This window comes from Micromonospora sp. NBC_01739, from assembly GCF_035920385.1.
Lineage (GTDB): Bacteria > Actinomycetota > Actinomycetes > Mycobacteriales > Micromonosporaceae > Micromonospora.
On sequence record NZ_CP109151.1, the window covers coordinates 4,567,129 to 4,592,427 of the forward strand.

Here is a 25,299-nt window from a genome sequence, read left to right on the forward strand (position 1 = left end):
CATCCACCTCTGCGCAGGGAGTCGAGGACGTGAGCGAGCACGCGGGCGAGAGCAAGGCACGGCGGCGGTTGGCCGAGCAGTTGGCCGAACAGAAGGCGGCCGAGGCCAAACGGCGCAGGCAGGCCTGGGCCGGTGCGTTCGCGGCGGTGGCCGTGGTCGCGGTGCTGATCACCGTGTTCGTGATGATCGGCCAGCGCGGCGACGACGCCCCCGATCAGGTGGCCGGTGAGCCGTCGGCCGCGCCGACACAGGGTGCGCCCCAGGACGCGCCACCCACTCCGCAGTTGCCGGAGGGGGCCGACCCGGCGCTGGGCACCCAGCCGGAGGCCAAGGCCGGCGAGGGCAAGCTCGACAAGCTCACCGTCACCCCGCTGATCGAGGGCACCGGCCCGAAGGTCGAGGCGGGCCAGTCGATCACCGTCAACTACATCGGGGTGTTCTACGAGACCGGTGAGGAGTTCGACTCCTCCTGGAGCCGGGGTGAGCCGGCCACCTTCCCGATCGGTGTCGGCCAGGTCATCGAGGGCTGGGACCGGGGCCTGGTCGGCGTGACCGTGGGCAGCCGGGTGCAGCTCGACATCCCGGCCGAGCAGGCGTACGGCGACGGCGCCGGCGGCCGCCCGGGTGGCCCCCTCCGCTTCGTGGTCGACGTCCTCGCCGCCCAGTAACCACCCCACCCACCCACCCCGTGGAGTCGATCGGGTTCACCGCTCGACAGGCCTGAGGGGTGGGTGGGGCAGGATGGGTGTGTGACGGTGGGTGCGGTGGTTTTCGACCTGGACGGCGTGATCGTTGATTCCGAGCCGGTCTGGGAGGAAGTGCGGCGGGGGTATGTCGCCGCGCACGACGGGACCTGGCAGGCGGACACCCAGCGGCGGCTGATGGGGATGAGCACCGGGGAGTGGGCCCGGTATCTCAGCGGGGAACTGGGCGTACGGCGTACCGCCGAGCAGGTCGCCGCCGAGGTGGTCGAGGAGATGGCCCAGCGGTACGCCCAGCGCGTACCGGTGATCGACGGGGCCGACCAGGTGGTGCGCCGACTGGCCGCGCGGTGGCCGCTGGGGCTGGCGAGTTCCTCACCGACCCGGCTGATCGCGGCGGCGCTGGCCGCCACCGACCTGACGGACGAGTTCCGGGCCACCCTGTCGACCGAGCAGACCGAGCGCGGCAAACCGGCACCGGACGTCTACCTGGCCGTGGCCGGGCTGCTCGGAGTGGATCCGGCGGACTGTGTGGCCGTGGAGGATTCCTCCAACGGGGTGCGGTCGGCCGCCGCGGCGGGAATGACCGTGGTGGCGGTGCCGCACGGGGCGTACCCGCTGGACCCGGACGCGCAGCAGTTGGCGGCCGTCGTGCTGGGTTCGATCGACGAGCTGACCCCGCAGGTCGTGGAGCGGCTGGCCTGAACCGCCTCCGCCCGGCCACCGGCCCGCCTACGCCAGGTGCTGCATCCCGGCGGGGTGGTCTGCGTGTACGCCGACGACGGTGGCGACGAGGTGACCCTGCCGATCAGGCCGTTGATGGTGCCGAACGCCCGCTGGCAGTTCGTGCTGGTCTACACCCTGCCGAAGGCGGCGAAGGCGCAGGCGGTGGTGGATGTCGCGGCGGCCGCCGCGCAGGGCGGCATCCGGGTGGGCGAGGAGGCGGGCCTGCCCCTGCACCGCTATCCGCTGGCGGCTACCGCCGCGGCTCATCAGGCGGTGGAGGACGCGACCGTGGGCAAGGTGCTGATCAGCACCACCGGGTAGCGGGGCGTTTCCGGGCGGGTTTCTCCATCAGCGGGACAGATGCGAACAACTCTCGCAATACTGGCTTTGCGGGTAACCCTCGCAAAAACGGGCGGCCCCGGCGCGGTGCGAACGCCGGGGCCGCCCACCAGGAGAGTGGTCTACGCGAGCCCGCTATCCCTAACGGCGATGATGCGCCCAGATGTGTTACGGCGTGGCCGGTTCCGGCACATCACCCCTACGAGTGGGTAACCCGGCGGTGTCGCGGACACCGGGGGCAACCCTGCGTACATTCGTGCGGGTGAGCATTTCCTGGGCGGACTCGTACGTCGGGCAACTGCGCGCCCTGGCCGGCGACCGGACCCTGATGTTCGTCGGCGCCCGTGCCGTGGTGCGCGACAACTCGGCGCGGATCCTGCTGATCCGCCGGTCGGACAACGGGCAGTGGGCGCTGCCGGCCGGGGCGATGGAGTTGGGCGAGTCGATCGCCGACTGCGCCGTACGGGAAGTCCGTGAGGAGACCGGACTGCGCGCCCTGCGGGTCAGCGCCTTCGCCCTCTACACCGGCGCGGACCGCACCCACACCAACATGTACGGCCACACGTACCAGATCTTCACCACGGCCTTCCGGGTCGAGGAGTGGGACGGCCAACTGGTCCGGATGACCGACGAGACGACCGACGCCGGGTTCTTCCCCCGCGAGGCCTTGCCGCAACCCCTGTCCGCCAGCGTCCAGGAGACCCTCGCCGACCTGGACGTCTTCGAGCAGACCAACCGCCTGATCCTCAAGTAGGTACCGGGGATCACCACCGCTTTCGTCACGCAGAACTGACCCGCCGGTCAACGCCGACCTGGCGGTCGCTGCCGGTCTGGCGGTCAGTGCTCGCTCGGCGGTCAGTGCCGGCCTTCGGCGAACTCCTCGACGATCTTGGCGCAGAAGGCCGGCAGATCGTCGGGCTTACGGCTGCTGACCAGCCCGTTGTCGGTGACGACCTCCTCGTCGACCCAGTCCGCCCCGGCGTTCACCAGGTCGGTACGCAGGCTGGGCCAACTGGTCAGCCGACGACCTCGCACCACGTCGGCCTCCACCAGGGTCCACGGGCCGTGGCAGATCACCCCCACCGGCTTACCCGCCTCGAAGAACGACCGGACGAAACGCACCGCGTCCGGATCGGTACGCAGGAAGTCCGGGTTGGCCACCCCGCCGGGCAGCACCAACGCGTCGTACCGGCCGGGGTCCGCGTCCGCGGCGCTCACATCGACCTCGTACGTCTGCGAGGGGTCCAGGTGTTGGAAGCTGGTGATCTTCCCGGGCTTGAGTGACACCAGTTCGGCGGTGGCACCGGCCTGCTCGACGGCCTGGCGCGGCTGGACGTACTCGACCTCCTCCACACCGTCGGTGGCCAGGAAGGCGACTCGCTTGCCCTGCAATGTGACTGCCATGTTGCTTCTCCTCTCCGGGGTTAGCAGAATCCGTTCCCGACCCGGGCGCACCGAAACGCGCCGCCGAGGTGGTCCCGGCCGCACCCCACCTGCTCCGGGCTACAGGTTTGACCCTGCCGGGCAGGGGGATCCGCCGGCATGGCACGAGCAGCAGCGGAACAGCTCCGGCTCGCCGAGGTGGTGCAGAGCTGGCTCGGGCGCCCGGTCCTGGTACTCGGGGACGCCATGCTCGACGAATGGCGGTTCGCCGACTCGGACCGGCTGTGCCGAGAAGCTCCGGCGCCCGTCCTCACTCTGCGCCGCCGTATCTCCGCGGCGGGCGGGGCGGCCAACACCGCGGTCAACATCGCCGCCCTGGGCGGCCGGTCCGTGCTGGTGGCACCCGTCGGCGCCGATGTGGCCGGCGACGAACTGCACGACTGCCTGGACCGGGCCGGGGTCTGGGACCGTACCGTCAGCCAGCCCGGCCGGCACACCCCGGTCAAGCGCCGGATGCTGGCCGGGGACCAGATCCTGCTGCGCGAGGACTCCGGTGACCCCGACGACCCCCTCAGCGAGGAGGGGGTGCACCAGCTGCTCACCGCCCTGGACTGCGCCACCCGGGAGTTGCAGGCCGCCGCCGGTGGCGAGGCCCCCACCCTGGTGGTCTGCGACTACGGCCTGGGGGCCCTGCCCACCCGGGTACGCACCTGGCTGGTAGCCCACCGGGACCGGTACGCCACTGTCGCCCTCGACGCGCACGACCTGGTCGACTGGCGGGGTCTGGCCCCTACCGTGGTGACCCCCAGTTTCGCGGAGGCCACCCGACTGCTCGCCCGCGCCGGTGGCGAGGCGGGCGCCCGTGGCGCCGGTGAGCTGCAACTGGAGCATCCGGAGGTGGACTCGAACGAGGGCCCCTCCGAGCTGACCGTGGGCACCTCGCCGGTCGGGACGGGCGCACGGCGCACCGAGGGGCCGACCGGTGAGCCCACCCCGGGGGAGGGCCGGGTGGCGATGACCCATGACGGGCTCAGCGTCACCGGCACCGGGGTAACCGTGAACACCGACGCGGGAGCCGGGGTGGACCGGGCGGTACTGGCCGAGTCCCGGCTGGCCGAACTGCGGGCGCACACCGGGGCGGCCGTGGTCGCGGTGACCCTGGACACCGAGGGGGCGGTGGTCGGGGGCGCCGACGGGCAGCCCAGCCGCAGCCACAGCACACCCGTACCGGCCAGCCACACCGTCGGGGCCGGGGACGCCTACCTGGCGGCCATGACCCTGGCGTTGGCCGCCGAGGCCCCGCTGTCCACCGCCGCCCAGCTGGCCCAACTAGCCGCCACCAGCACGGTCTCCGGCACCGGCACCTGCGTGTGTCGCCGCGAGGATCTGCTGACCGCCCTCGGGCAACCGGCCCTCGACGGGACCGGACGGCAGGTGCTGGTCGGCACCGAAGGACTGGACGCCGTCGTCGCCGAGCACCGCCGCGCCGGCCGGTCGGTCGTCTTCACCAACGGCTGCTTCGACGTGCTGCACCGGGGACATGTGCGCTACCTGGAACAGGCCAAGGCCCTCGGTGACCTGCTGGTCGTGGCGGTCAACTCCGACGGCAGCGTACGCCGACTCAAGGGACCCGACCGTCCGGTGAACCCGGTGGAGGACCGCACCGCCCTGCTGGCCGCGCTGTCCTGTGTGGACCATGTGGTGGTCTTCGAGGAGGACTCCCCGACCGCCCTGATCGAGGCGATCCGGCCGGATGTCTACGTCAAGGGCGGCGACTACCCGCCCGAGCTGGTGCCGGAGGCACCGCTGGTGCAGCGGCTGGGCGGGCAGGTCCGCACCCTCGGCTACGTACCGGACCGGTCCACCTCCGCGATCATCGACCGGATCCGGGCGTACGGCCAGGAGGGGTCTTCGGAGGTGGGGCTCGACCTCGACGCGCCTTCGGCGCAGGCCCTGGGGGCGGTGGCCCCTGAGCCGGTGGGGCAGGAGAACCCACCGGCTACCGGTGCTACCGCGCCGCCGATGACCGGCAAGGCGCCGTGAACCGACCGTTGGACCCCGGCGCCCCTGCCGACTTCCGGGCCGAACGGCTGCTGGACGTGCTGATCCCGACGAAGGACCGGCCCACCGAACTGGCCGTCACCCTCTCCGGGCTGGCCGCCCAACAGGGGGTGCCGGGGTTCGGGGTGGTGGTCAGCGACCAGTCCGACGACCAGCCCGGGTACGCCCATCCGGCGGCGGCCACCATGGTCCGGGCCCTGCGGTACCGGGGCCATCCGGTGCTGCTGACCCGCCGACTGCCCCGCCGGGGCCTGGCCGAACACCGCGCCTTCCTGCTCGCCGCCTCCGCCGCCCGGTACGTGCTCTGCCTGGACGACGACGTCTGGTTGGAACCGGGCACCCTGCACCGCCTGGTCACCGCGATCGAGGAGTTGGGCTGCGGGTTCGTCGGCAACGGGGTGCACGGACTGTCCTACCTGCACGACGTACGGCCGCAGACCCACCGGCACTACCAGGAGTGGAGCGACCGACCGGTGCCGGAACGCATCGGGCCGGACACCCCGGAGTGGGACCGGGCCCAGATCCATTCGGCCGCCAACCTGCTGCATGTGACCGAGGCGTTGGCGCTGCCGCCGGGCGGCTGGCGGGCGTACCGGATCTCCTGGATCGGCGGCTGTGTGCTGTACGACCGGGCCAAGCTGGTCGACTGCGGCGGTTTCGACTTCTGGCGGCGGGTGCCCCCGCGTCACCAGGGCGAGGATGTCGCCGCCCAACTGGCCGTGCTGGCGCGCCACGGCGGCGCCGGGGTCCTGCCCAGCGGCGCCTACCACCTGGAGTCCCCGACCACGGTCACCGACCGCGACGTGGAGGCCTGGGAGGTCGTCCTGACCGAGGAGCCGGGGTGTTAAGCGGGGACCCCTGCTCTACCGCAGGCGTTAACAAGGGGCCCTTCCTTACTCGAAGAGCAGTTCCCGGGCGGCTTCCAGGACTTCGACCGTCGGCACGTCGGTGACGAAGGAGTCGCGGTGCGGGCACTCGCCGTCGCCCGGACGGTGGGGGTAGATGCCCGGGGTGCAGTCCACCCCGCAGACCGGGCAGTGCACCGTCCACGAGGTGATCGGCCGGTGCCGGGCCCGCAGCGGGATGGCCGTGGTGATCAGGTTGCCTACCCAGAAGATGCCGACCGTCGGGGTGCCCACGGCGGCGGCCAGGTGCAGCGGGCCGGTGTCGTTGGAGATCACCAGCTCGCAGTCGGCGTAGCAGCCGGCCAACCCGCCCAGACTCAGCGTGCCGACCTGGGGCCGCAGGGGCACCCGGGCCGCCGCGACCACCTGATCGACCACCTCCTGCTCGGCCGGGGTGCCGGTGACCAGCACCTCGTACCCGTCCTGGTGCAGGGTCCGGCCGATCTCGGCGAACCGCTCGGCGGGCCAGCGGCGGCGGGTGTCCGTGGCCCCCGGATGCAACACCACCCGGGGCCGATCCGCCTCCCCGAGCACCGACCGGGCCTCGGCCCGGTCGGCCTCGGTTACCGCCAGGGACGGGATGATGGTGGTCGCCGGGGCGCCGACCAGCGCCACCGTCTCCAGGTAGCGGATCACCTCGGGCTGGTAGTAGTCGTAGCGCAGCCAACGGTCCAGCGGTGGGGCGTCCTCGGCCCGCAGACCGGCGCTGACCCGGGCACCGAGGGCGGCCACCAGGGGGTTGGAGTTGGCGCCCCCGCCGTGCAGTTGCAGCGCCAGGTCGAAACGCTCGGTGCGGGCGGCGGCCAGGAAGTCGACCATGCCGGCCTCGGCCTCGCCGGAGCCCGCCGTCCGGATCCCCGGCGCGGGCGGCACCACCAGCACCCGATCCACCGGGCCGGGCCGGTCGCGCCAGAGCTGCGCGTGCCACGGCGCACCGAGCAGCACAATCTCCGCCTGCGGGTACGCCGACCGCAGGGCCGTCAACGCCGGCAGGACGAAGATGAAGTCACCCAGGGCGTTGGCCCGCAGCACGGCGATCCGGGCCACCTCGGGGACCCATCCGGCGGCCGGTGTGATCAGGGCCGGGGCCACCACGGTCCGGGCTACCGGTCGGCTTCGTCGCTGGCGACGTCCGGGTGGTGCAGCTCCCGGTCGGCGGCCGGGTCGATGCCGCTGGACGGGCTGCCGGAACGCGGCCCGGTGCGGCCGACCGTGATCGTACGAGGGCTGGGGCGGCTGGGTCGGGGCAACCGTACCCGGAGCAGACCGTGATCCATCACCGCGTCGATCGCGTCCGGGTCCACCCGGGCCGGCAACTGCACCCGATAGTCGAAGCCCCGGGTCTCGAAGCCACCGGAGATCCCGTGATCGGCGTTGACCTCGGCCTCGGTCCGGGCGCGGACGCACAACTCCCGGTCGTCCACCTCCACGGCGACCTCCTCGGGAGCGACACCGGGCAGCCGAACGACCACCTCCCAGCCGTCCGGGGTCTCCCCCAACTCCACCTCAGGCGGCCCCGGTCGGCCACCGACCAGCCGACTCAACTCGGTACGCAGGGACTGCAACTCGCCCAGCGGGTCCCAGCCCTGCTGCCCACCCCGCCAACTCCGTCCCGGTCCGGTCATCGCACGTCTCCCATCCGTCGACTACTTGGACGACCGCAGCGAACTCGGCGCGTCGAGGTGGGCGTCCCGGTCCACCCCGACACCTAGCCGGTCGACCAGTTCCCCACCGAGCCAGGCGCTGATGCCGAGGATGCCGAGCGCCACCACCTCGATGGCGATCAGCGCACCACCGGCGGCCCGGGAGTCGGCGTTGAGGCGTACCACCCAGACCGCGGCGAAGAGCAGGACCACCGCCACGTTGGCGGCGGCGTGGGTGAGTCCCACCCGCTTGGCCCGCGTACCGGTCGGGATGGCCAGCAGGTCGAACGCTCCCGCCGCCGCGGCCAGCAGGCCACCGATCAGGCCGACCGTGATGTTCCAGTACGCCACCTCGCCGAGGAAGTCCGGCCCACCGGCGGTGTCGATGATGTCGAACAGCACCGCCGTCACGAACAGGGCGGCCGGGAACATCACCAGCATGGGATGGACAGGATGACCCAGAACCTTGAGTCGGCTTTCCATCTCCGGCCTCCACTGCGGTCACTGACCGGCGTGCTGTCGCCGCGTTGGTGGGCGGTACCCCGGTCACTTGGGGACAAACATGACGACGGGCACGCCGCACCTACTGCGGCGGCACCGTCGTCATGGTCAACGCTGCGAAGGGTGGGCAGTGACGGTTCGTGCCGCTGTGGGCTGGACCCTGTCCTGGCTCCGCCCCACCTGGTACACCCTGAGGCGACTCTCCGAGGTGAGGGCTGTTCGGTGGCGGGCCTGGACCCGGTCGTCCAACCGGCTGGATGAGGCGGTCGCGTCTCGGGGTGCGGACCATCCTAGGGACCGGTGGCGGTGTGGTTGATCTCGAAAACGGCGAAGCCCAGGTCGGTGACCTGGGCTTCGTTCCGAGCCGCCTGACGGAATCGAACCGTCGACCTACGCATTACGAGTGCGTCGCTCTAGCCGACTGAGCTAAGGCGGCAACGATGGCCTAGTGTACGGCACGCGCCGACGACCGGCGGAGCGGGATTGGCCGGGTCGGCGTACCGGACAGCCCGGCCCTTCCGGCGCAGCAGGGCTGACACCTCGCCCGCTACGCTGCGATGGATGGCCGACGATCACACCCCTCGCGACGAGCCGGTCGACAGCCCGCCGGAGGGCACCCCAACACCCCCGGACGAGCCGGCAGCCACCGGTCGGGCCGCTCCCCTGGGACCGTACGCCGAGGAGGCGGCCGGTGGGCGGGCGGCGCGGCGGCCGCGCAGCACCGATCCGCTGGAGTTGGGGTTCACCCCCCGCAAGCCGGTGCCGTGGCTCGCGCCGCTGCTGCTGATCAGCACCGGTCTGCGTACCCTGCTGGCGATGTTGTTCGGGGCGTACCTGGACAAACGGGAGTTGCAGAAGGCCCTGGACTCGGAGATCGCCAAGCAGGTGGGGCCGGACGGCGGGCTCTGGCTGGATTATGTCGCCGACCTGGGTGACGGGTTCAACGCCACCTACTCGGTCGCCTACCTGCTAGCCCAGCCGGAGCTGACGGTGGACGGGCACCGGCTGCCTCGGGCGCAGACCCTGGTGATGGGCGGGGACCAGGTGTACCCCTCGGCCGCCTACGAGGCGTACGAGGATCGGTGCAAGGGGCCGTACCAGGCCGCGCTGCCGACCACCCCGCCGGAGCAGCCGACGGTCTTCGCGGTGCCCGGCAACCATGACTGGTACGACGGACTGACCGCCTTTCTGCGGCTGTTCGTCCGTACCCGGGACCGGCATTTCGGTGGCTGGCGTACCGGGCAGTCCCGGTCCTATTTCGCCGCCGAACTGCCTGCGGACTGGTGGCTGTTCGGCCTGGACGACCAGTCCGGTTCGTATGTCGATGATCCGCAGCTGACCTACTTCGACGCGGTGGCCGCGAAGCTGGGCCCGCAGAGCAAGGTGATCCTGGCGGTGCCGGCTCCGGCCTGGGTCAAGGCGGTGGACAACCCGTCGGCGTACGACTCGATCGACTACTTCATCCGGACCATCATCGCGCCGACCGGGGCCCGGGTCCGGGTGTTGATCTCCGGTGACCTGCACCATTACGCCCGGTACACCGGCCCGGACGACCGCCAGTTGATCACCTGCGGCAGCGGGGGCGCCTACCTCTACCCCACCCACAAGCTGCCCGAGCAGATCGAGGTGCCGCCGCGCGACACCCTGGCCCGGCGGTCCAGCCCTTCCCGGTCGTACGCCCTGGCCGCCCGTTACCCCGACGCGGCCCGCTCCCGGCGCTACGGCTGGGGGATCTTCGGTCGGTTGCCCCTGCGCAACCCCGGCTTCGCCACCCTGCTCGGCGTCCTGCAGACCCTGCTGATGCTCTCCATGGCCGGGGTGGCCGATTTCCGGGTCCTGGCCTCCGAGCAGCGGCTGTTCAGCGTGCCCCTGGTGCTGATGGTGCTGGTGACCGTGCTGGCGGCGGCCCTGTTCGCCAAGCCGCCCAGCACCACCGGTGAGCGCAACCTGCGGCACTGGGTCCTCGGTGTCGCGCACGGGCTGGCCCAGGTCGGGCTGGGAGCGGTGGGTACCTGGGTCTGGTTGGCCCTGCCCTTCCACAACTGGTCCTGGCCGTTGCCGGCGGCTGCGGCGGCGGTGCTCTACCTGCCGGTGATCGGTCTGGTGGCCAGTCAACTGGTGGCGTTGTACCTGCTGATCGCCAGCGCTTTCGGGGTGAACGTCAACGAGTTGTTCGCCGGCCAGGGCATCGAGGACGCCAAGGGCTTCGTCCGGATGCGCATCGACCCGGACGGCACCCTGACCCTCTACCCCATCGTGGTCGACCGGGTGGCCCGCCGGTGGCAGGTCAACCCTGACCACTCCCCGGAGGCCTCCTGGCTGACCCCCACCACCGACCTCAAACCTCGCCTGGCCGAACCGCCGGTCCACCTGACCTGACCCGGGAGTGAGCAGCCCGGCGACTCACTCGCAGATCCGCCAGTTGCCCTCCTCCTTGACCAGGGGGTAGACCCGGCTGGTGGCGCCACCCTCGGCCGGGGTGTAGCGGACGGTCGCGGTGCCGGTGACCAGACCGTTCTGGTTGGAGACGCTCAGCCCGACGATCTTGTGTCCGGTCAGGTCCGGCTCGGTGGCCTGCTGCTGCGTGAAGTCCGCCTCGCTGACCTGGTCCCGGATCCGGGTGCAGAGCTGCTGGTAGGCGGTCGGATAGTCGCGTTCCACCAGCGCACCGGCGAAGGTGTTCACTGTGGAGCGGACCGGTCCGGTGGCGTCCATCGCCACCCGGTAGATCAGGAAGGCGCCGAGCGCGCCACCAGAGCAACAGAGGGCGAGCACCACACCCAACACGATGAACAGTGTCCGCTTGGACTTCTTCGGCGGCGCCACGGCCGGCTGATATGCCATGCGGGCAGGGTAGGAAACCCGGACAAGCCCAAGATCGCAGGGTACGGGCAGGTCGGGCATCCAGGTCGATAAATCACCCTGCAAGCAGCTCGGAGGGTCTCCGGCCGGTCACTCCCCCTGCGGCGACAGACCCGGCTCTGCGGCGGAAGGCCTTTCGTCGTACGCGATGCGGGGGCGACAGACCTCGGCCAGCGAGCACCGTTTGACCGCCCCGTCGCTGAGCTGCCGGACGGTGACGGTCTCGCTCGGCGGATGCCGGGACACGACCTTGCCCAGACCGGAGGGGGTCTCGACCCGCTGCCCGCTCGTGGGGTAGGTGCCGCTCGTGGCGTACAGGGGGTGCTCGTACTTGAGGCAGCACATCAGACGCCCGCAGGCACCGGAGATGCGCAACGGGTTCAGCGGCAGGTCCTGGTCCTTGGCCATCCGGATGGTCACCGGCTCGAAGTCGTTGAGGAAGGTGGCGCAGCAGAGGTCACGCCCGCAGGAGCCGATGCCGCCCTGCACCCGGGCCGAGTCGCGGGCGGAGAGTTGGCGCAGCTCCACTCGACAGTGCAGGGTCGCCCCGAGATCGCGCACCAGGGAGCGGAAGTCCACCCGGTGCGGGGCGGTGAAGTAGATGGTGCTGCGCTCCCCACGGTCGTCGCCCTTGCTGAAGACGTGGTCGATCGCCACCACCTTCATCGGCAGCCCGTGGGCACGGATCAGCCGCTTGGCCGCCACCTTCGCCTCGGCCTTGCGTCGCCGCAGGTCCTCGTCTCGCCGCAGGTCCTCCTCCTGCGCCAGCCCGGCGAGCTTGGGGAAACCGTCAGTGTCCTCGGTGACCCACTGCGCGGCCCAGACACACTCCGCGACCTCGGGACCGTCGTCCGTGGGCACCAGCACCTTGTCGCCGACCTGGGGGCGCAGGTCACCCGGATCGAGGTAGTAGAGGCGGCCGTAGCGCTGGAAGCTGACCGCACAGAGCATGCCCATGCTGTCACCCTACGACGTCACAGCGTGCTCCTGCTGCGTACGCGAGTCGGCATCAGCCGCAAGGGAGGCGGTACCCGGGCGGTCGGCACGACCAGCCGGTCGGCCGCCGACCCTGTTCACCAGCCGATACGGGTCGATCGGGTGCCCGGGGCAGGTCCGTTGTCCGGGCGGAACCGGGAGCTCTCCTGCCGCCAGGGTGATTCGGCCAGGCTCGGTGCCCACTGCCGCAGCAGGGTCTCCGCACCGTCGTAGGCCACGCAGAGCACCGCCAGCACCCGGGCGGCGATCTCGGCGGCACCGGCCTCCCCCGAGGACAAGGGTCCAGAGTGGGAGGGGGCCCGACCCGGTGCGGTGGCCGCCAGGACCGCCACCGCCTCAGCGGAACCGATCACCTCGGCCAGGGTGCGGGCGACCGCGAGACGGCTGCCCTCCACCCAGTCGGCCAGGGCGTCGGCGTAGCCGGCGGTCGCCTCCAACCGCCCGACCAGACTCTCCGGGCCCTCGTCGAGATGGCGCAGCAGCGTCGCCCGGGACTGACCGTACGCCGCAGCGGCCGACCCGGACCAGAGCAACGGATCGGTGAGGGCGGCGCTGGCATTGTCGTACCCGTGGATGTGTCGGCGCACCGCGTGCCCGGCACCGGCCAGCGGGGCGGGCCGAAGGCCCATGAAGCTGCGCAGGGCCTCCCCCGGCAGCACCTGCATCCGCCGCAGCAGCGGCCAGAGCCGGTGTCCCTCGGGGGCACCGGCGGCCAGCAGGGTGTCCACCCGGCGCAGCAGGTCCAGGCCGGGCTCGGCGAGCCGGTCCAGGGCGTCCATCACCCCTCCCGGACCACTCGACGGGCGACCAGGGAGTCGGTCTCGGCATAGCGGTTGGCGGCCTGGCGCAGGGCGTCCGCCGTGTCGGCCAGCTTCGCGGCGGCGGCCCGGGCCTCCCGGGCCCGGTCGCCGGTCGCGGCCGTCCACTGCCGGTGCAGGGCCCGCCCGATCTCGCCCGGCCGACCGGGGGCGTCGGCGCCGAAGACCGCCTGCGTGGGGTCGGCGGCCGTGATCGACCGGGAGAGGGCGCTCAGGCTGGCGCTCGCCTCGTCCAGCCGGGCGGCCAGGGCGCGGAGGTTGTCCATCTCAGGCCCCCGCCAGCGGCCGGTAGGCGGTGAAGGTCTCGTTGTGCAGTTTCTCCCGGGCCCACTGGGCGGCGTCGGCCGCGGCGGTGACCGCCGCCCGCACCGAAGCGGCCACATCCCGGGGGGCCCGGTGGTGCAGGGGGCCGAGGAAGCGTACGTCCGTGATCCGGCCGCTGGCGGTCACCACCACCTCGACCAGGCCGTCCGGGGACCGGACGGTGACCTCGACCGTCGCCACGGCCCGGTCGAACTCGGCCTGGAGGGACTCGATCCGGCGGTAGCGCCGTACCGCCTCCTCGATCCACGCCTCGTCGATCTCGCCCCGCGGCATCAGCGGACTCCTCCCCGGCTGTCTCACTCTGGGTGCCGCCGCCGTCACCACGGCACACCGGACCGTACCGCACCTCAATTGCGCGTGTCGATGCCTGTGGATAACGGTCCGGCCGACAGGACCTGGCCGGGTGTCAGCCCTTCCACAGGGAGAGCATCATGGCCTCGACGGCGATCCGGGGCTTGACGTTCGCCTCGATCGCGGTGCGGCACGCCAGCACGGCTTCCAGCCGGCGCAGCGCCCCTTCCGCCTGCCAGGTACGCGCCCCGGCATCGGCCAACTCGACCGTGTCGGTGTGCACCGGCGCCACCGGCGCCCCCAGCGCCATGGTCAAGGCGTCCCGGTAGAAGGCGGCCAGGTCGACCAGCGCCCGGTCCAGCGCGTCCCGCTGGGCCCGGGTGGCCCGTGACTTCTGCCGCCGTTCCAGGTCCTTGAGCTGACCGGCGGAACCCCGGGCCGCGCCGGCCGCACCCCGGCCGGTACCCCCCGCACCCAGGGCGGTCTCCAGGGCGGCCCGCTCCGCGGCGTCGACCTCCACGACCGCAGCCTCGGCTTCGGCCTCGGCCGCCTCGATCAGCGCGGCGGCCGCGTCGAAGGCCGCACCCACGCTGGTCAGTCGGCGGGGTACCGCGAGCACCGCCTCCCGCCGAGCCCGGGCCTGGGGGTCGCCGGCCAGTCGCCGGGCCCTACCGACATGCCCCTGGGTGGCCGCCGCCGCCCACCGGGCCACCTCGGGCGCGATCCCGTCCCGACGCACCAGCACCTCGGCCACCGCCTCCGCCGCCGGCTGCACCAGGGGTACGACCCGACAGCGGGACCGGATGGTCACCGAGATGTCGTCCGGGTGGGTGGAGGGGGTGCAGAGCAGGAAGACCGTCCGGGGCGGCGGTTCCTCCACCGCCTTGAGCAGGGCGTTGCCGGCCGCCTCGGTCAACCGGTCGGCGTCCTCGATGATCACGACCTGCCACCGGCCACCGGAGGGGGTGCTGGAGGCGCGCAGCACCAGCGCCCGCATCTCGCTGACCCCGATGGAGAGCCCGTCCGGCACCACCAGTCGCACGTCGGCGTGGGTGCCGGCCAGGGTGGTGTGGCACCCGGGGCACCGCCCGCACCCGGTGCCCTGCTCGCACTGCAGGGCGGCCGCGAAGGCCCGCGCCGCTACCGACCGACCCGAGCCGGGAGGCCCGGTGAAGATCCAGGCGTGGGTCATGCCGGCGCCGGGATCGGGCCCGCTGACCTCCGGCTCCTGATCGCCCCGGGGGGCGCGCAGCACCTCGGCTGCGGCGGCGGCAGCCCGGCGTAAGGTGTCCACCGCCTCGTCCTGCCCGACCAGGTCGGCGAAGGCGTCCGGCATCAGGTCCGCTCCGTGGTCACCAGCTCCGTTGGGGATAACTCGGGCTGCACCGAGGTGTCCGGGCCACTGGCCGGCCCCGGGTGGTCCAGGTCATCGGAGGCGAGCAGTTCCGCCACCCGATCGGCGACCCGCTCGGAGATCTCCTCGGCCGAGTGCCCGGCGTCGAGCACAAGGTAGCGCTTGGGGTCGGCGGCGGCCAGGTCCAGGAAGGCGTACCGGACCCGCTCGTGGAAGGCCAGCGACTCGGCCTCCAGCCGGTCGACCGTCTGGCTGCGCTCGGCCACCCGGGACAGCCCGGTGCGGGGGTCGATGTCCAGCAGCACCACCAGGTCGGGCTTGAGCCCACCGGTGGCCCAGGAGGAGAGCCAGGAGAGTTCGTCGACCGGCAGGGTACGCCCGGCACCCTGGTACGCCAGGGAGGAGTCGACATACCGGTCACTGATCACGACGGCACCCCGGGACAGGGCGGGCCGGACCACGGTGGCCACGTGATGGGCCCGGTCGGCGGCGTAGAGCAGGGCCTCGGCGCGCGGGGAGGGTGCCTCGTCGTCGACCCCGTTGTCCAGCACCAGGGAGCGGATCCGGGTGCCGACCGCGGTGGCGCCCGGTTCCCGGGTGACCACCACGTCCCGGCCCTCGGCCTGCAGCCGCTCGGCCAGGTGGGCCAACTGGGTCGACTTGCCGGCGCCCTCGCCGCCCTCGAAGACCACGAACAGCCCGGCCGCGACGAAGGGCTCCGCCGGCATCAGCGGACGGCCCCGGATCGAACCCCACAGGTCGGCCAGGACGGGAACGCCCTTCTTGTCGTCCATCTGGCCGAAGGCGCTGATCCCGGCGAAGATCCCGGCCGCCCCGGCGGCCAGCAGCAGCAGGCGGGTGGCGGAGATCGAGATGCCCAGGTCGGCGATCACCAGTTGGCGGGAGCCACCGACACCGGCGAGCAGGCTGCCCAGTGCGATGGCCAGGATCAGCACCAGCCGGGTGCCGATCTGCACCACGGCGAAGACCCGGCCGCGTACCTCGTCGGCGACCTCGCCACCGAGCAGGGTGGTGCCGGAGAGGAAGGCCATTCCGGCGCCGGCGCCGACCAGGACCGCGCCGACCAGGGCCATGGACAGGTGGATGGCGAAGGCCAGGGTCATCACCGAGGCGCTGGCCAGCACGATGCTCATGCCGAACCAGCGACGCCGGGACATGTCCCGCACGATCATCGGGCCCAGCCCGATGCCGATCGCCAGGCCGAAGAAGATCGCCCCGAAGAGCAGGGAGAAGGCGGCGTCACCTGCACCGAGGGAGTTGGCGAAGAACCGGGAGGTACCGATCACGATGCCGCCGCCGGCGAAGGCACCGAAGATGCCCAGCACCAGGCCACGGACCAGCGGCGTCTTCCCGATGTACCGCCAGCCCTCGTTGAACTGGCGCAGCATGCTCTGCTCGGACTGTTCCTGCCGCTGGCGCTGTCCCTGGCTGATCTCCTTGATGCCGAAGGCGACGACCAGGGCGGTGGCCAGCCGGGAGAGCGCGTTGAACCAGAGCGCGAGTTGGGCCGGCTCGGCCCAGGAGGGCATCTCGCCGCCGGTGGCGCCCCGGACTATGCCGTCGAGCGAGGCGAGCACGATCGCGGCGAAGATCGGCGTCAGGCCGTACGTGGTGATCAGGGTGAGCTGGTTGGCGGTCTCCAGCCGGGCGCGCGGGATGAGGTTCGGTACGGCCGCTTCCTTGGCCGGGATCCAGAGCAGGGTGACCGTCTCGATCAGGAAGGTGGCGATGGCCGCCCAACTGACCACCCGGGCACCGCTGGCGCCGGTCAGCGCGTACAGCGGGATGGAGGCGAACAGTACGAACCGCAGCAGGTCGCAGATGACCATGGTCCAGCGCCGGTCGAACCGGTCGGCGAACACCCCGGCGATCGGGCCGAGCAGCAACGCGGGCAGCAGTCGAATGGCGATCACGCCACCGAAGGCCGCCCCCTTGGCGGTGCTCCCCTCCACCTGGGCGGCGGCGAAGATGCTGGTGGCGAGCAGACCGAGCCAGTCACCGAAGGAGGCCGCGCTGAGCACGATCCAGAGCCGGCGGAAGGGCCGGATGCGCAGTACGGAGCGGATGGCGGGGTAACCGGTCAGGTCGGCCTGGCCGGTAGTGCCGCCGGATCGACTCTGACCGCTGGGCTGGTCCGCGGACGGCGACACGCCGGACGACTCGCCGTTGAACTGGCTTTCGATGGCCGTACCTCCACGTGCCGGCCCATCGCTGGGCACCCCCGGTGGAACACTCTAGACCTGCGGGGACCCACCCCCGTCACGCCTCGCCTTGCCTGCCGAGCCTAGGCCGCGGTTGCCGAACGGTGTTGAGCAGGCAGGACGCGAGGGTGTTTCGCATTCACCGTTTCACAGTTAGCGTGCACACGTGGCCACCGACAGCGAGAATCTGCGCCACCGACTGGACCGGGCGACCCGGCACCTCGATCCCCCGTACGCGGTGGTCGACCTGGCCGCCTTCGACACGAACTCCGCCGCCCTGGTCGCCCGGGCCGGCGGCAAGCCGCTGCGGATCGCCAGCAAGTCCCTGCGCAGCCGGGAACTGATCGCCCGGGCCCTGGGCCGTACCGGCTGGCAGGGGGTGATGGCGTTCACCCTGCCCGAGGCGATCTGGCTGGTGCGGACCGGAATCACGGACGACGCGCTGGTGGCGTACCCCACTGTCGACCGGGGGGCCCTCGCCGAACTAGCGGCCGATCCGGTGCTGGCCGCCGCCGTCACCCTGATGGTCGACGACCCCGATCAGCTGGACTTCTACGACGCGGTGCGGTCGTCGGGTAACCGGCCTGAGCTGCGGCTCTGCCTGGATCTGGACGCCTCCTGGCGGCTGCTGGGCGGCCGGGTGCACGTCGGGGTACGCCGCTCACCGGTGCACAGCGCCCAGGCCGCCGGCCGGTTGGCCGCCACGATCGCCGCCCGGCCCGGCTTCCGGCTGGTCGGCCTGATGTCGTACGAGGCACAGATCGCCGGGGTAGGCGATGCGCCACCCGGGCAGGCGGCGCTCGGCCCGGTGATCCGGCTGGCCCAGCGCGGGTCGTACCGCGAGCTGCTGGCCCGCCGGGCTGCGGCGGTGGCCGCCGTACACGACCACGCTGACCTGGAGTTCGTCAACGGCGGCGGCACCGGCAGCGTGGCCGCGACCAGCGCCGATCCCGCGGTCACCGAGGTCACCGCGGGATCGGGGCTGTACGGGCCGACGTTGTTCGACGGTTATCGGGCCTGGCGTCCCACCCCGGCGGCCTTCTTCGCCTGCGCGGTGGTCCGGCGGCCGGCACCCGGGCTGGCCACCGTGCTCGGCGGCGGCTGGATAGCCTCCGGTTCGGCCAGCCGCAGCCGACTGCCCCGACCCTGGCTGCCCACCGGACTCACCCTGGTCGGCACCGAGGGTGCCGGTGAGGTGCAGACCCCGGTGGCCGGTGACCCGGCCGACCGGCTGCGCCTCGGCGACCGGGTCTGGTTCCGCCACGCGAAGTCCGGTGAGCTGTGCGAGAGGGTGAACGAACTGCACCTGGTGGAGGGGGACCAGGTGGTGGCCACCGTGCCGACCTACCGGGGCGAGGGCCACGCCTTCCTGTGATCCGGGCTGGTTCCGGACCGACCTGCCGCCAGGCTGGGCCGGTGTGGCCGGGCCGGGGCGGCGAAAGCGGGGCCGGGGCGGCGAGTGCTCAGACGGGTTGGGCGGTCGTCTCCGTGGAGTCGACGATCTGGTCGTCGGCCGGCTTCGCGGGCTGCACGACCGGCCGGTGCCCGGTGTCGCCCCGGGCGTCCACCTGACGGTGCAGGTAGTCGCGGATGAGGGCCTTGGCCTCGGCCAGGACCCGATCGTCGCCGTCGGACCTGCGCCGGAAGGCGAGCTTGATCAGCGCGTCGGCCACCTCCACCGCGATTTCCAGATGGAAACGCAGCTCGGGCACGCCGGCGAGGCCGAAGCGTTCGGTGAGCACCCGGGCCAACTGGTCGGCGATCACCCCGTTGTTGTCCCGCTGCTCATCGAGCAGATGCAGGTCGACCACGTCGCCGAAGTGCAGGGTACGGAAGCCGGGAACGGTGCGGTGCATCGTGATGTACTCGTCGATGCTGGCGTCGACCCCGTCCCACCAGTGGGTCAGATCGTCCGAGGCGAAACGCTCGTCGAGCCGCTGGAGGTACGCCTCCATCGTGCGCAGGGTCAGCGCCTGCACGATCGCCCGCTTGTCCGGGAAGAACTGATAGACCGACCCGATCGCCACCTCTGCCCGCTCGGCGAGCAGGGTCGTGGTCAGCCCCTCGTACCCCACTTCGTCGACGAGTTCGGCGCAAGCGTCCAGCATCCGCTGGACCCGCGCGACACTACGACCCTGCACCGGAACCCGGCGCAGCGGCCCGGTCGTGGCGGCTGAAGTGGACACTCGCCACCCCCTCTCGACGGATGAACATATCTACACGTCACCAGTTCGTGACTACCGGTACAACGAGCGAATCTCGATTGCGGTGTTTACCAGGAACAACGTTCCTGATATGAACGCCATTCATATTCATCTGAAGGAGCGCCGATGCCCCGAAGCAGCGCCGCCGACGCCAGCACCTGGTCAAACTGGGCGGGAAACCAGCACAGCGCGACAACCGCCGTCCTGCGTCCCACCACTATCGCGGAGGTTGTCGAGCAGGTCCGCTCCGCCGCCGAGGCCGGTGCCCGGATTCGCCCGGTCGGCAGCGGTCACTCCTTCACCCCCGTCGCGGTCGGCGACGGCAGCCGGATGGACCTGGCCGAACTCGCCATCGACGTACGTGTGGACATCGATCGGCGCCTCGTCACCGTACCGGCCGGGATGACCCTGCGGCAGCTCAACTCGCTACTCGCCGACCATCAGTTGGCGCTGCCCAATCTCGGTGACATCGACGCCCAGACGGTGGCCGGGGCGATCTCCACCGGCACCCACGGCACCGGTGCGGGGTACGGCGGACTGGCCACCTTCGTGGCGGCCCTGACCCTGGTCACCGGCACCGGTGAGGTCCTGCACTGCTCTGCCGAGGAGCACCCCGAGGTGTTCGACGCGGCCCGGATCTCCCTCGGCGCCCTCGGGGTACTGGTCGAGGTGACCCTGCGCTGTGTGGAGGCCTTCGTACTGCGGGCCCACGAACGCCCGGCCGCCCTGGACACCGTGCTGGCCAACCTGCCCGACCTGGTCGGCAGCCACGACCACGTCGAGTTCTTCTGGTTCCCGTACAGCCGCCGGGTGCAACTCAAGGTCAACGACCGGGTGCCCGCCGACGACCGGCCCCTGCCCCGCTGGCGCGGCTGGCTGGACGACGACTTCCTGGCCAACACGGTCTTCGCCGGGGCCTGCCGGCTGGGCCGGGCGGTGCCGGCCCTGGCCCCGACGATCAGCGCCCTCTCCGCCCGAGCCCTCAGCGAACGCATCTACACCGGCCGCTCCGACGCGGTCTTCTGCAGCCCCCGCCGGGTCCGCTTCGTGGAGATGGAGTACGCCCTACCCCGCGAGGCCCTGCCCGAGGCGCTGCACGCCCTCCGCCGGATCATCGACCGGCTGCCGTTCCGGGTGCTCTTCCCGGTCGAGGTGCGCTTCACCGCCGCCGACGACATCTGGCTGTCCCACTCGTACGGCCGGGAATCGGCGTACGTGGCCCTGCACCAGTACCTCGGCATGCCCTACGAGCCGTACTTCCGCGCCTTCGAACAGGTGGCGACGGAGCTGGGCGGCCGTCCGCACTGGGGCAAACTCCACTGGCGCGAGGCCGACTCCCTGGCCGAGGCCTACCCCCGCTGGCAGGACTTCCACCGCATCCGCACCCACCTGGACCCCCACCGCCTCTTCACCACCCCCTACCTAGCCGCGCTCCTAGCCTGAAGCCAACGTGAATCTTGGTACGAAACCGCCCGCCGAGGGGCACTTTCGTACCAAGATTTCCGGCGCGGTTACTCGGGGCGCGCGGAGGTGGCCTTTTTGGGGGCGGCTTTCTTGGGGGCGGCCTTGGTGGCCTTGGTGGCGGCAGCCTTGGTGGCCTTTGCTGCCGTGGCCTTGGTGGTCTTGGCCGCAGTGGACTTGGCCGCAGTGGTCTTGGTGGCCTTTGTGGCTTTGGTGGCCTTTGCTGCGGTGGACTTGGTGGTTTTCTTGGTGGCCTTCTTGGGGGCAGGGCCCTTTGCTCGCTTCTCGGCGAGCATCTCGGAGGCTTCCTCCAGGGTCAGTGCCTCCGGAGTCTGACCGCGCCGCAGGGAGGCGTTGGTCTCCCCGTCGGTGACGTACGGGCCGAACCGGCCGTCCTTGATGACCAGCGGCTTCTCGGTCAGCGGGTCGGCGCCCATCTCCCGCAGGGGCGGAGCGGCGGCCCGCCGCTGCCGGGTCTTCGGGGTGTTGAGCAGAGTCAGCGCCTCGTCCAGGGTGACCGTGAACATCTGGTCTTCCGAGTCCAGCGAACGGAACTCGTCGCCACGCTTGACGTACGGGCCGAAGCGGCCGTTGTTGGCGAACACCTCGGCGCCGTCCGGTGCCACCCCGACCAGGCGGGGCAGGCTGAGCAGCTTGAGGGCCTCGTCGAGGGTCAGCGAATCCGGCGACTGCGAGCGCAGCAGGGAGGACTTGCGTTCCCCGCTGGCCACGTACGGGCCGAAGCGGCCGGACTTGAGCAGGATCGGCTCCCCGGTGGCCGGGTCGTCGCCGAGCTTGCGCTCGCCCCCGCCGCCGAGGAACAGCTCGTGCACCTTCTCCGGGGTCAACTCGTCCGGGGCCAGGCCCTCGGGGATGGGCGCCCGGTCGCCCGGGGTGCCGCCCTCCTCGCCCTCCGCCTTCGGCGCGGGCTGCTCGCCGGGCAGTGCCCGTTGCAGGTACGGCCCGAACCGGCCAACCCGCACCACGACCTCGCGGCCTTCCTCGTCGGTGAACAGCGGGATCGAGTTGACGCTGCGGGCGTCGATCTCGCTGAGGTTCTCGGTGACCAGCTTCTTCAGCCCACCGGAACGGGCGATGTCCTGGTCACCGGCGCCGTTGGTGGTGCCGAAGTAGAAGGCGGTGAGGAAGTCGACCGCCGCGTGGTCACCACCGGCGATCTCGTCCAGCTCGTTCTCCATGCTGGCCGTGAAGTCGTAGTCGATCAGGCGGGGGTAGTGCCGCTCCATCAGCCCGATCACCGCGAAGGCCAGGAAGGACGGGATCATCGCCTGGCCGCGCTTGACGACGTACCCCCGGTCCTGGATGGTCTGCATGATCGAGGCGTAGGTGGAGGGACGCCCGATGCCCAACTCCTCCAGGGCCTTGACCAGCGACGCCTCCGTGTAGCGGGAGGGTGGCTGGGTGTGGTGGCCCTGGGCGGCCAGCTCGTCGGCGGTCAGCGGCTGGTCCTTGACCAGGTTGGGCAGCCGACGCTCGGCGTCCTCTGCCTCGGCGTTCTCGTCGTCGCTGGACTCGACGTAGGCCCGCAGGAAGCCCGGGTCGGTGATGGTCTTGCCGGTGGCGCCGAAGTCGGCCTCCTCACCGGCGGTGGTGGTGGCCCGGATCCGCACCGACACGCTGGAGCCGACCGCGTCGGTCATCTGGGAGGCGATGGTGCGCCGCCAGATCAGCTCGTAGAGCTTGTACTCCTCGCCGGAAAGTTCCTTGGCCACGTCGCCCGGGGTGCGGAAGTTGTCCCCCGCCGGGCGGATCGCCTCGTGGGCCTCCTGGGCGTTCTTCACCTTGCCGGTGTAGCGGCGCGGCTCCGGTGGCACGCTGCGCTCGCCGTACAGCTCGACGATCTGCCGGCGGGCCGCCGCGATGGCGGTCTCCGACAGGTTCACCGAGTCGGTACGCATGTAGGTGATGTAGCCGTTCTCGTAGAGCCGCTGCGCGGTGCGCATCGTCTGCTGCGACGAGAACCGCAGCTTGCGGGCCGCCTCCTGCTGGAGGGTGGAGGTGATGAACGGTGCGTACGGGCGGCGCCGGTAGGGCTTCTCCTCGACCCGGGTGACCGTGAAGGGGCGCCCGTCCAGGCGGGCGGCCAGCCCTCGGGCACCGCTGGAGTCCAGGTGGACGACGCCTGCTCCGGCGCGCACCTTGCCGGTGGTGGGCTCGAAGTCCTTACCGGTGGCGATCCGGTCGCCGTTGAGGGCCACCAGGGTGGCGTTGAAGGTACGCGGGCCCTCGCCGGCCTTCCCCACCGCCAGGGTGGCCAGGATGTCCCAGTACTCCGCGGTGCGGAAGGCCATCCGCTGCCGCTCCCGCTCGACCACGATCCGGGTCGCCACGGACTGCACCCGGCCCGCCGACAGCTTCGGCATGACCTTCTTCCACAGCACCGGGGAGACCTCGTAGCCGTAGAGCCGATCGAGGATGCGGCGGGCCTCCTGGGCGTCGACCAGGCTGCGGTCGATCTCCCGGGGGTTGGCCACCGCGGCCTGGATGGCCGGCTTGGTGATCTCGTGGAAGACCATCCGCCGGACCGGCACCTTGGGCTTGAGGGTCTCCACCAGGTGCCAGGCGATCGCCTCGCCCTCACGGTCCTCATCCGTGGCCAGGAGGATCTCGTCGACCTCCTTGGCCAGCTTGATCAGCTTGCTGATCTGCTGCTTGCGGTCGGCGGAGACGACATAGAGGGCGTGGAAGCCGTTGTCCACGTCGACACCGAGCCGGGCCCACGGCTCGCCCTTGTACTTCGCCGGCACGTCGGCGGCGTTGCGCGGCAGGTCGCGGACGTGCCCAAAGCTGGCCTCCACGACGTACCCCGGGCCCAGGTAGCCCGAGATCGTCTTGGCCTTCGCCGGCGACTCGACGATGACCAGACGGGTGGTTCCAGCATTGCTCGGCACTTCGGTTTCGACCTCATTCCCACTCGTGGCCGCGCCTGTGGCGGATCGGGGCACGCTCGACCCCCGATACCCGGCGGTCCGGATGTCCAACGTAACGCGCCGTCCGTCTTTCGGGTTTCGCGGGCGGCAATCCGCTCGGGACGATCCGTGGTCACGCCGAACGGCGTCACCGTACACCCTGGGTAGGCTCGAAGGCGTGCCACTGTGACCATGGCAGCCCCTCGGTGGAGGTGGCACCCGGCCGTTTCTCCGCAGGTGCGCTGTTCACCGGCTGTCCTGGATCGGACAACCGTCGCCCGCCCGACAGCGGCGATCAGTCGCGGGTCGGCCAGGCTCCGGGCGGCGCCGCGGGTGGGGGTTCGCCGACCAGTTCGGCCAGCCGCCGCATCCCCCGCCGTCCGGCGATCCGGTACGCGGGGCCGCCGGCCTCCGGCTCGACCAGTTCGCCGACCAGCCCGGCGGCGACCAGTGCCGCACCGACCACCGCCCAGCGACCCGGGTCCAGACCCCCGAGGTGCAGCACCACGGTGTCCGGCGAGTCGATCACCCCGGCCGTGGCCAGCCAGAGCCGCAGTCGCCGGCCGTCCAGTTGGAAGCCGGGGGGTGGCTGCTGCGTCGGGCCGCGCAGCCAGGCCGCCGCCAGCGGCACGATCACCCGGGTGTACGCGGTCCGCACGGCGTACCGCTGATCCTCGGTCGGGGTCCAGGTGGCCCGGACCCCCCGCTGGGCCAGTTCGGTGATGAGCACATGGACCCGCCAGGCCGCCCCGACCACCACCGACAGCCGGGCCGTGCCGCCCATCCGGTGTACCTCGCCCGGCCCGGTCAGCAGACCGGCCAGGTCGGCCACCGAAGGTTCGGCGGTCTCCGCGCCGAAGAAGACCAGTTGCCGGTCCCCGGCCGGGGTGCCCTGGTCGGACTCGGCCGCCGGCACCCGGGCCCGTCGGGGGGTCGGTGGCGCCGCAGCAGGCACCGGGAAGGACACCGGCAGCGGTTGCGCCGCCGATGTCTCACCGGGACCGCTCAATGGCATTCGGGTACCTCGTCGAAGGCGCGCTTCAACTCCTCCGAGTTCAGTCTGCTGGTGTCGAGGGCGCTGGCGTCGTAGTCCTCTTGCAGCCGTTCCACCGCTGCCTGCACGCCGTCGTAGAAGGCGGTGGCCTCACCCGTGCCCAGCCCGTCGATCGTGCTGCGGGCCCGCCCGTAGGCGTCCCGCATCGACGCCAACGACGCCCGGAATCCCTCGGAGATCTCCGCACCGTTCTCGACCGCCGGCACCCCGGCCTGCTCCACCTTGCGGCGAGCGTCCTCGCTGGCCTGTTCGGCGCCACCGAAGAGTCGGACCAGGTTCTCCTTGGCCTGCGCGGGGGTGGTCTGGGCGGTCATCTGTTGATCGGTGCTGCTGGTCAGCTTGCTGATCTCGGCTCGCCAGGGGGTCAAGGCCGAGCACACCGAGGCGGCCCACGCCCGAGGGCTGGGACCGTCGGACCCGCAGCCGGTCAGCAGGACCACCGTGGCCAGGACCACCGTCACCGCTCTGGCGGCGTCCGCCCGGCACGTACGCATGCGTTGCAGGGTACGGCCTCCTGTTGCCCT

22 protein-coding genes, 1 tRNA gene and 2 pseudogenes are annotated in these 25,299 nt (G+C 71.7%); 9 read left to right on the plus strand and 16 right to left on the minus strand.

Going from position 1 to position 25,299, the window contains the following annotated elements; translation table 11 throughout:
• Nucleotides 1–29 precede the first annotated feature (29 nt).
• The 4 genes and pseudogenes from OIE53_RS20605 (at nt 30) to OIE53_RS20620 (ending at nt 2,520) form a co-directional block, all read left to right on the plus strand.
• Nucleotides 30–668, plus strand: a complete 639-nt coding sequence (locus tag OIE53_RS20605) for an FKBP-type peptidyl-prolyl cis-trans isomerase (RefSeq protein WP_327023166.1) — start codon at nt 30–32, stop codon at nt 666–668.
• 81 nt (nt 669–749) lie between these two features.
• The gene (locus tag OIE53_RS20610; RefSeq protein ID WP_327023167.1) at nt 750–1,406 is read left to right on the plus strand and encodes an HAD family hydrolase; all 657 of its coding nucleotides are present in this window, start codon (nt 750–752) and stop codon (nt 1,404–1,406) included.
• Nucleotides 1,407–1,439: 33 nt separating this feature from the next.
• Nucleotides 1,440–1,748: pseudogene (locus OIE53_RS20615) on the plus strand (NADPH:quinone reductase); the annotation flags it as partial.
• Between the two features lie 280 nt (nt 1,749–2,028).
• Nucleotides 2,029–2,520, plus strand: a complete 492-nt coding sequence (locus tag OIE53_RS20620; protein WP_327023169.1) for an NUDIX domain-containing protein — start codon at nt 2,029–2,031, stop codon at nt 2,518–2,520.
• A gap of 101 nt (nt 2,521–2,621) precedes the next feature.
• Here OIE53_RS20620 and OIE53_RS20625 read toward each other — a convergent pair whose 3' ends face one another.
• A complete protein-coding gene (locus OIE53_RS20625) occupies nt 2,622–3,170 on the minus strand; it encodes a type 1 glutamine amidotransferase domain-containing protein (protein ID WP_327023170.1) in 549 nt (182 codons plus the stop codon).
• A gap of 138 nt (nt 3,171–3,308) precedes the next feature.
• On the opposite strand from OIE53_RS20625, the gene rfaE2 reads away from it, so the two are divergent.
• Both rfaE2 and OIE53_RS20635 read left to right on the plus strand, forming a co-directional pair.
• Nucleotides 3,309–5,192 (plus strand): D-glycero-beta-D-manno-heptose 1-phosphate adenylyltransferase, encoded by a 1,884-nt coding sequence (gene rfaE2 / locus OIE53_RS20630; protein ID WP_327023171.1) that lies wholly within the window; start codon nt 3,309–3,311, stop codon nt 5,190–5,192.
• Nucleotides 5,189–6,058 carry a glycosyltransferase family 2 protein gene (locus OIE53_RS20635; protein WP_327023172.1) on the plus strand — a complete coding sequence of 290 codons (870 nt, stop codon included), beginning with the start codon at nt 5,189–5,191 and terminating at the stop codon, nt 6,056–6,058. Before rfaE2 ends, OIE53_RS20635 begins: the two co-directional genes overlap by 4 nt.
• 45 nt (nt 6,059–6,103) lie before the next feature.
• On the opposite strand, the gene OIE53_RS20640 is transcribed toward OIE53_RS20635, so the two are convergent.
• The 4 genes and pseudogenes from OIE53_RS20640 to OIE53_RS20655 form a co-directional block, all read right to left on the minus strand.
• The gene (locus OIE53_RS20640; protein ID WP_327023173.1) at nt 6,104–7,210 is read right to left on the minus strand and encodes a glycosyltransferase family 9 protein; all 1,107 of its coding nucleotides are present in this window, start codon (nt 7,208–7,210) and stop codon (nt 6,104–6,106) included.
• 8 nt (nt 7,211–7,218) lie between these two features.
• Nucleotides 7,219–7,740, minus strand: a complete 522-nt coding sequence (locus tag OIE53_RS20645; RefSeq protein WP_327023174.1) for an Hsp20/alpha crystallin family protein — start codon at nt 7,738–7,740, stop codon at nt 7,219–7,221.
• A pseudogene (locus tag OIE53_RS20650) lies at nt 7,737–8,241 on the minus strand (DUF2231 domain-containing protein). Before OIE53_RS20650 ends, OIE53_RS20645 begins: the two are co-directional and overlap by 4 nt.
• A 380-nt stretch (nt 8,242–8,621) precedes the next feature.
• Nucleotides 8,622–8,695: transfer RNA gene (locus tag OIE53_RS20655), tRNA-Thr, on the minus strand.
• A 125-nt stretch (nt 8,696–8,820) separates the two neighbouring features.
• Here OIE53_RS20655 and OIE53_RS20660 point away from each other — a divergent pair.
• On the plus strand, nt 8,821–10,638 hold the full coding sequence (locus OIE53_RS20660; RefSeq protein WP_327023175.1) for a metallophosphoesterase family protein: 1,818 nt from the start codon (nt 8,821–8,823) through the stop codon (nt 10,636–10,638).
• Between the two features lie 24 nt (nt 10,639–10,662).
• Here the strand turns inward: OIE53_RS20660 and OIE53_RS20665 are convergent, their stop codons facing one another.
• From OIE53_RS20665 to tmk, 7 genes are all read right to left on the minus strand, one after another.
• Complete coding sequence (locus OIE53_RS20665) at nt 10,663–11,103, minus strand: Rv0361 family membrane protein (RefSeq protein ID WP_327023176.1); 441 nt, start codon at nt 11,101–11,103, stop codon at nt 10,663–10,665.
• A gap of 108 nt (nt 11,104–11,211) precedes the next feature.
• The gene (locus tag OIE53_RS20670) at nt 11,212–12,078 is read right to left on the minus strand and encodes a PSP1 domain-containing protein (protein ID WP_327023177.1); all 867 of its coding nucleotides are present in this window, start codon (nt 12,076–12,078) and stop codon (nt 11,212–11,214) included.
• 116 nt (nt 12,079–12,194) lie between these two features.
• Nucleotides 12,195–12,896 carry a hypothetical protein gene (locus OIE53_RS20675; RefSeq protein WP_327023178.1) on the minus strand — a complete coding sequence of 234 codons (702 nt, stop codon included), beginning with the start codon at nt 12,894–12,896 and terminating at the stop codon, nt 12,195–12,197.
• The gene (locus OIE53_RS20680; protein WP_327023179.1) at nt 12,896–13,201 is read right to left on the minus strand and encodes a type VII secretion target; all 306 of its coding nucleotides are present in this window, start codon (nt 13,199–13,201) and stop codon (nt 12,896–12,898) included. The genes OIE53_RS20675 and OIE53_RS20680 overlap by 1 nt, the downstream gene beginning before the upstream one ends.
• A gap of 1 nt (nt 13,202) precedes the next feature.
• Complete coding sequence (locus tag OIE53_RS20685; protein WP_327023180.1) at nt 13,203–13,532, minus strand: YbaB/EbfC family nucleoid-associated protein; 330 nt, start codon at nt 13,530–13,532, stop codon at nt 13,203–13,205.
• A gap of 133 nt (nt 13,533–13,665) precedes the next feature.
• The gene (locus tag OIE53_RS20690) at nt 13,666–14,886 is read right to left on the minus strand and encodes a DNA polymerase III subunit delta' (RefSeq protein WP_327023181.1); all 1,221 of its coding nucleotides are present in this window, start codon (nt 14,884–14,886) and stop codon (nt 13,666–13,668) included.
• Nucleotides 14,886–16,979 (minus strand): dTMP kinase, encoded by a 2,094-nt coding sequence (gene tmk, locus OIE53_RS20695; protein ID WP_393341788.1) that lies wholly within the window; start codon nt 16,977–16,979, stop codon nt 14,886–14,888. Before tmk ends, OIE53_RS20690 begins: the two co-directional genes overlap by 1 nt.
• Before the next feature lie 313 nt (nt 16,980–17,292).
• On the opposite strand from tmk, the gene OIE53_RS20700 reads away from it, so the two are divergent.
• Nucleotides 17,293–18,501, plus strand: a complete 1,209-nt coding sequence (locus OIE53_RS20700) for an amino acid deaminase/aldolase (protein WP_327023182.1) — start codon at nt 17,293–17,295, stop codon at nt 18,499–18,501.
• Between the two features lie 88 nt (nt 18,502–18,589).
• Here the strand turns inward: OIE53_RS20700 and OIE53_RS20705 are convergent, their stop codons facing one another.
• Nucleotides 18,590–19,234, minus strand: a complete 645-nt coding sequence (locus OIE53_RS20705) for a TetR family transcriptional regulator (protein WP_327027304.1) — start codon at nt 19,232–19,234, stop codon at nt 18,590–18,592.
• A 222-nt stretch (nt 19,235–19,456) separates the two neighbouring features.
• Here OIE53_RS20705 and OIE53_RS20710 point away from each other — a divergent pair, with 222 nt between their 5' ends.
• Nucleotides 19,457–20,773, plus strand: coding sequence for a D-arabinono-1,4-lactone oxidase (locus tag OIE53_RS20710; RefSeq protein WP_327023183.1), 1,317 nt, complete (start codon nt 19,457–19,459; stop codon nt 20,771–20,773).
• 68 nt (nt 20,774–20,841) lie between these two features.
• Here the strand turns inward: OIE53_RS20710 and topA are convergent, their stop codons facing one another.
• The 3 genes from topA to OIE53_RS20725 form a co-directional block, all read right to left on the minus strand.
• The gene (topA, locus tag OIE53_RS20715; RefSeq protein WP_327023184.1) at nt 20,842–23,703 is read right to left on the minus strand and encodes a type I DNA topoisomerase; all 2,862 of its coding nucleotides are present in this window, start codon (nt 23,701–23,703) and stop codon (nt 20,842–20,844) included.
• Nucleotides 23,704–24,016: 313 nt separating this feature from the next.
• Complete coding sequence (locus OIE53_RS20720; protein ID WP_327023185.1) at nt 24,017–24,736, minus strand: hypothetical protein; 720 nt, start codon at nt 24,734–24,736, stop codon at nt 24,017–24,019.
• Nucleotides 24,727–25,269 carry a hypothetical protein gene (locus OIE53_RS20725; protein ID WP_327023186.1) on the minus strand — a complete coding sequence of 181 codons (543 nt, stop codon included), beginning with the start codon at nt 25,267–25,269 and terminating at the stop codon, nt 24,727–24,729. The genes OIE53_RS20720 and OIE53_RS20725 overlap by 10 nt, the downstream gene beginning before the upstream one ends.
• Between the last annotated feature and the right edge of the window lie 30 nt (nt 25,270–25,299).

Bases quoted from the DNA above. Each gene is read 5' to 3' on its own strand.
- OIE53_RS20625 (WP_327023170.1), bottom strand. From the start codon at position 3,170: ATGGCAGTCACATTGCAGGGCAAGCGAGTCGCCTTCCTGGCCACCGAC.
- rfaE2 (WP_327023171.1), top strand. From the start codon at position 3,309: ATGGCACGAGCAGCAGCGGAACAGCTCCGGCTCGCCGAGGTGGTGCAG.
- OIE53_RS20645 (WP_327023174.1), bottom strand. From the start codon at position 7,740: ATGACCGGACCGGGACGGAGTTGGCGGGGTGGGCAGCAGGGCTGGGAC.
- OIE53_RS20660 (WP_327023175.1), top strand. From the start codon at position 8,821: ATGGCCGACGATCACACCCCTCGCGACGAGCCGGTCGACAGCCCGCCG.
- OIE53_RS20665 (WP_327023176.1), bottom strand. From the start codon at position 11,103: ATGGCATATCAGCCGGCCGTGGCGCCGCCGAAGAAGTCCAAGCGGACA.
- OIE53_RS20670 (WP_327023177.1), bottom strand. From the start codon at position 12,078: ATGGGCATGCTCTGTGCGGTCAGCTTCCAGCGCTACGGCCGCCTCTAC.
- OIE53_RS20675 (WP_327023178.1), bottom strand. From the start codon at position 12,896: ATGGACGCCCTGGACCGGCTCGCCGAGCCCGGCCTGGACCTGCTGCGC.
- OIE53_RS20680 (WP_327023179.1), bottom strand. From the start codon at position 13,201: ATGGACAACCTCCGCGCCCTGGCCGCCCGGCTGGACGAGGCGAGCGCC.
- OIE53_RS20685 (WP_327023180.1), bottom strand. From the start codon at position 13,532: ATGCCGCGGGGCGAGATCGACGAGGCGTGGATCGAGGAGGCGGTACGG.
- OIE53_RS20690 (WP_327023181.1), bottom strand. From the start codon at position 14,886: ATGCCGGACGCCTTCGCCGACCTGGTCGGGCAGGACGAGGCGGTGGAC.
- OIE53_RS20705 (WP_327027304.1), bottom strand. From the start codon at position 19,234: ATGCTGGACGCTTGCGCCGAACTCGTCGACGAAGTGGGGTACGAGGGG.
- OIE53_RS20710 (WP_327023183.1), top strand. From the start codon at position 19,457: ATGCCCCGAAGCAGCGCCGCCGACGCCAGCACCTGGTCAAACTGGGCG.
- OIE53_RS20720 (WP_327023185.1), bottom strand. From the start codon at position 24,736: ATGCCATTGAGCGGTCCCGGTGAGACATCGGCGGCGCAACCGCTGCCG.
- OIE53_RS20725 (WP_327023186.1), bottom strand. From the start codon at position 25,269: ATGCGTACGTGCCGGGCGGACGCCGCCAGAGCGGTGACGGTGGTCCTG.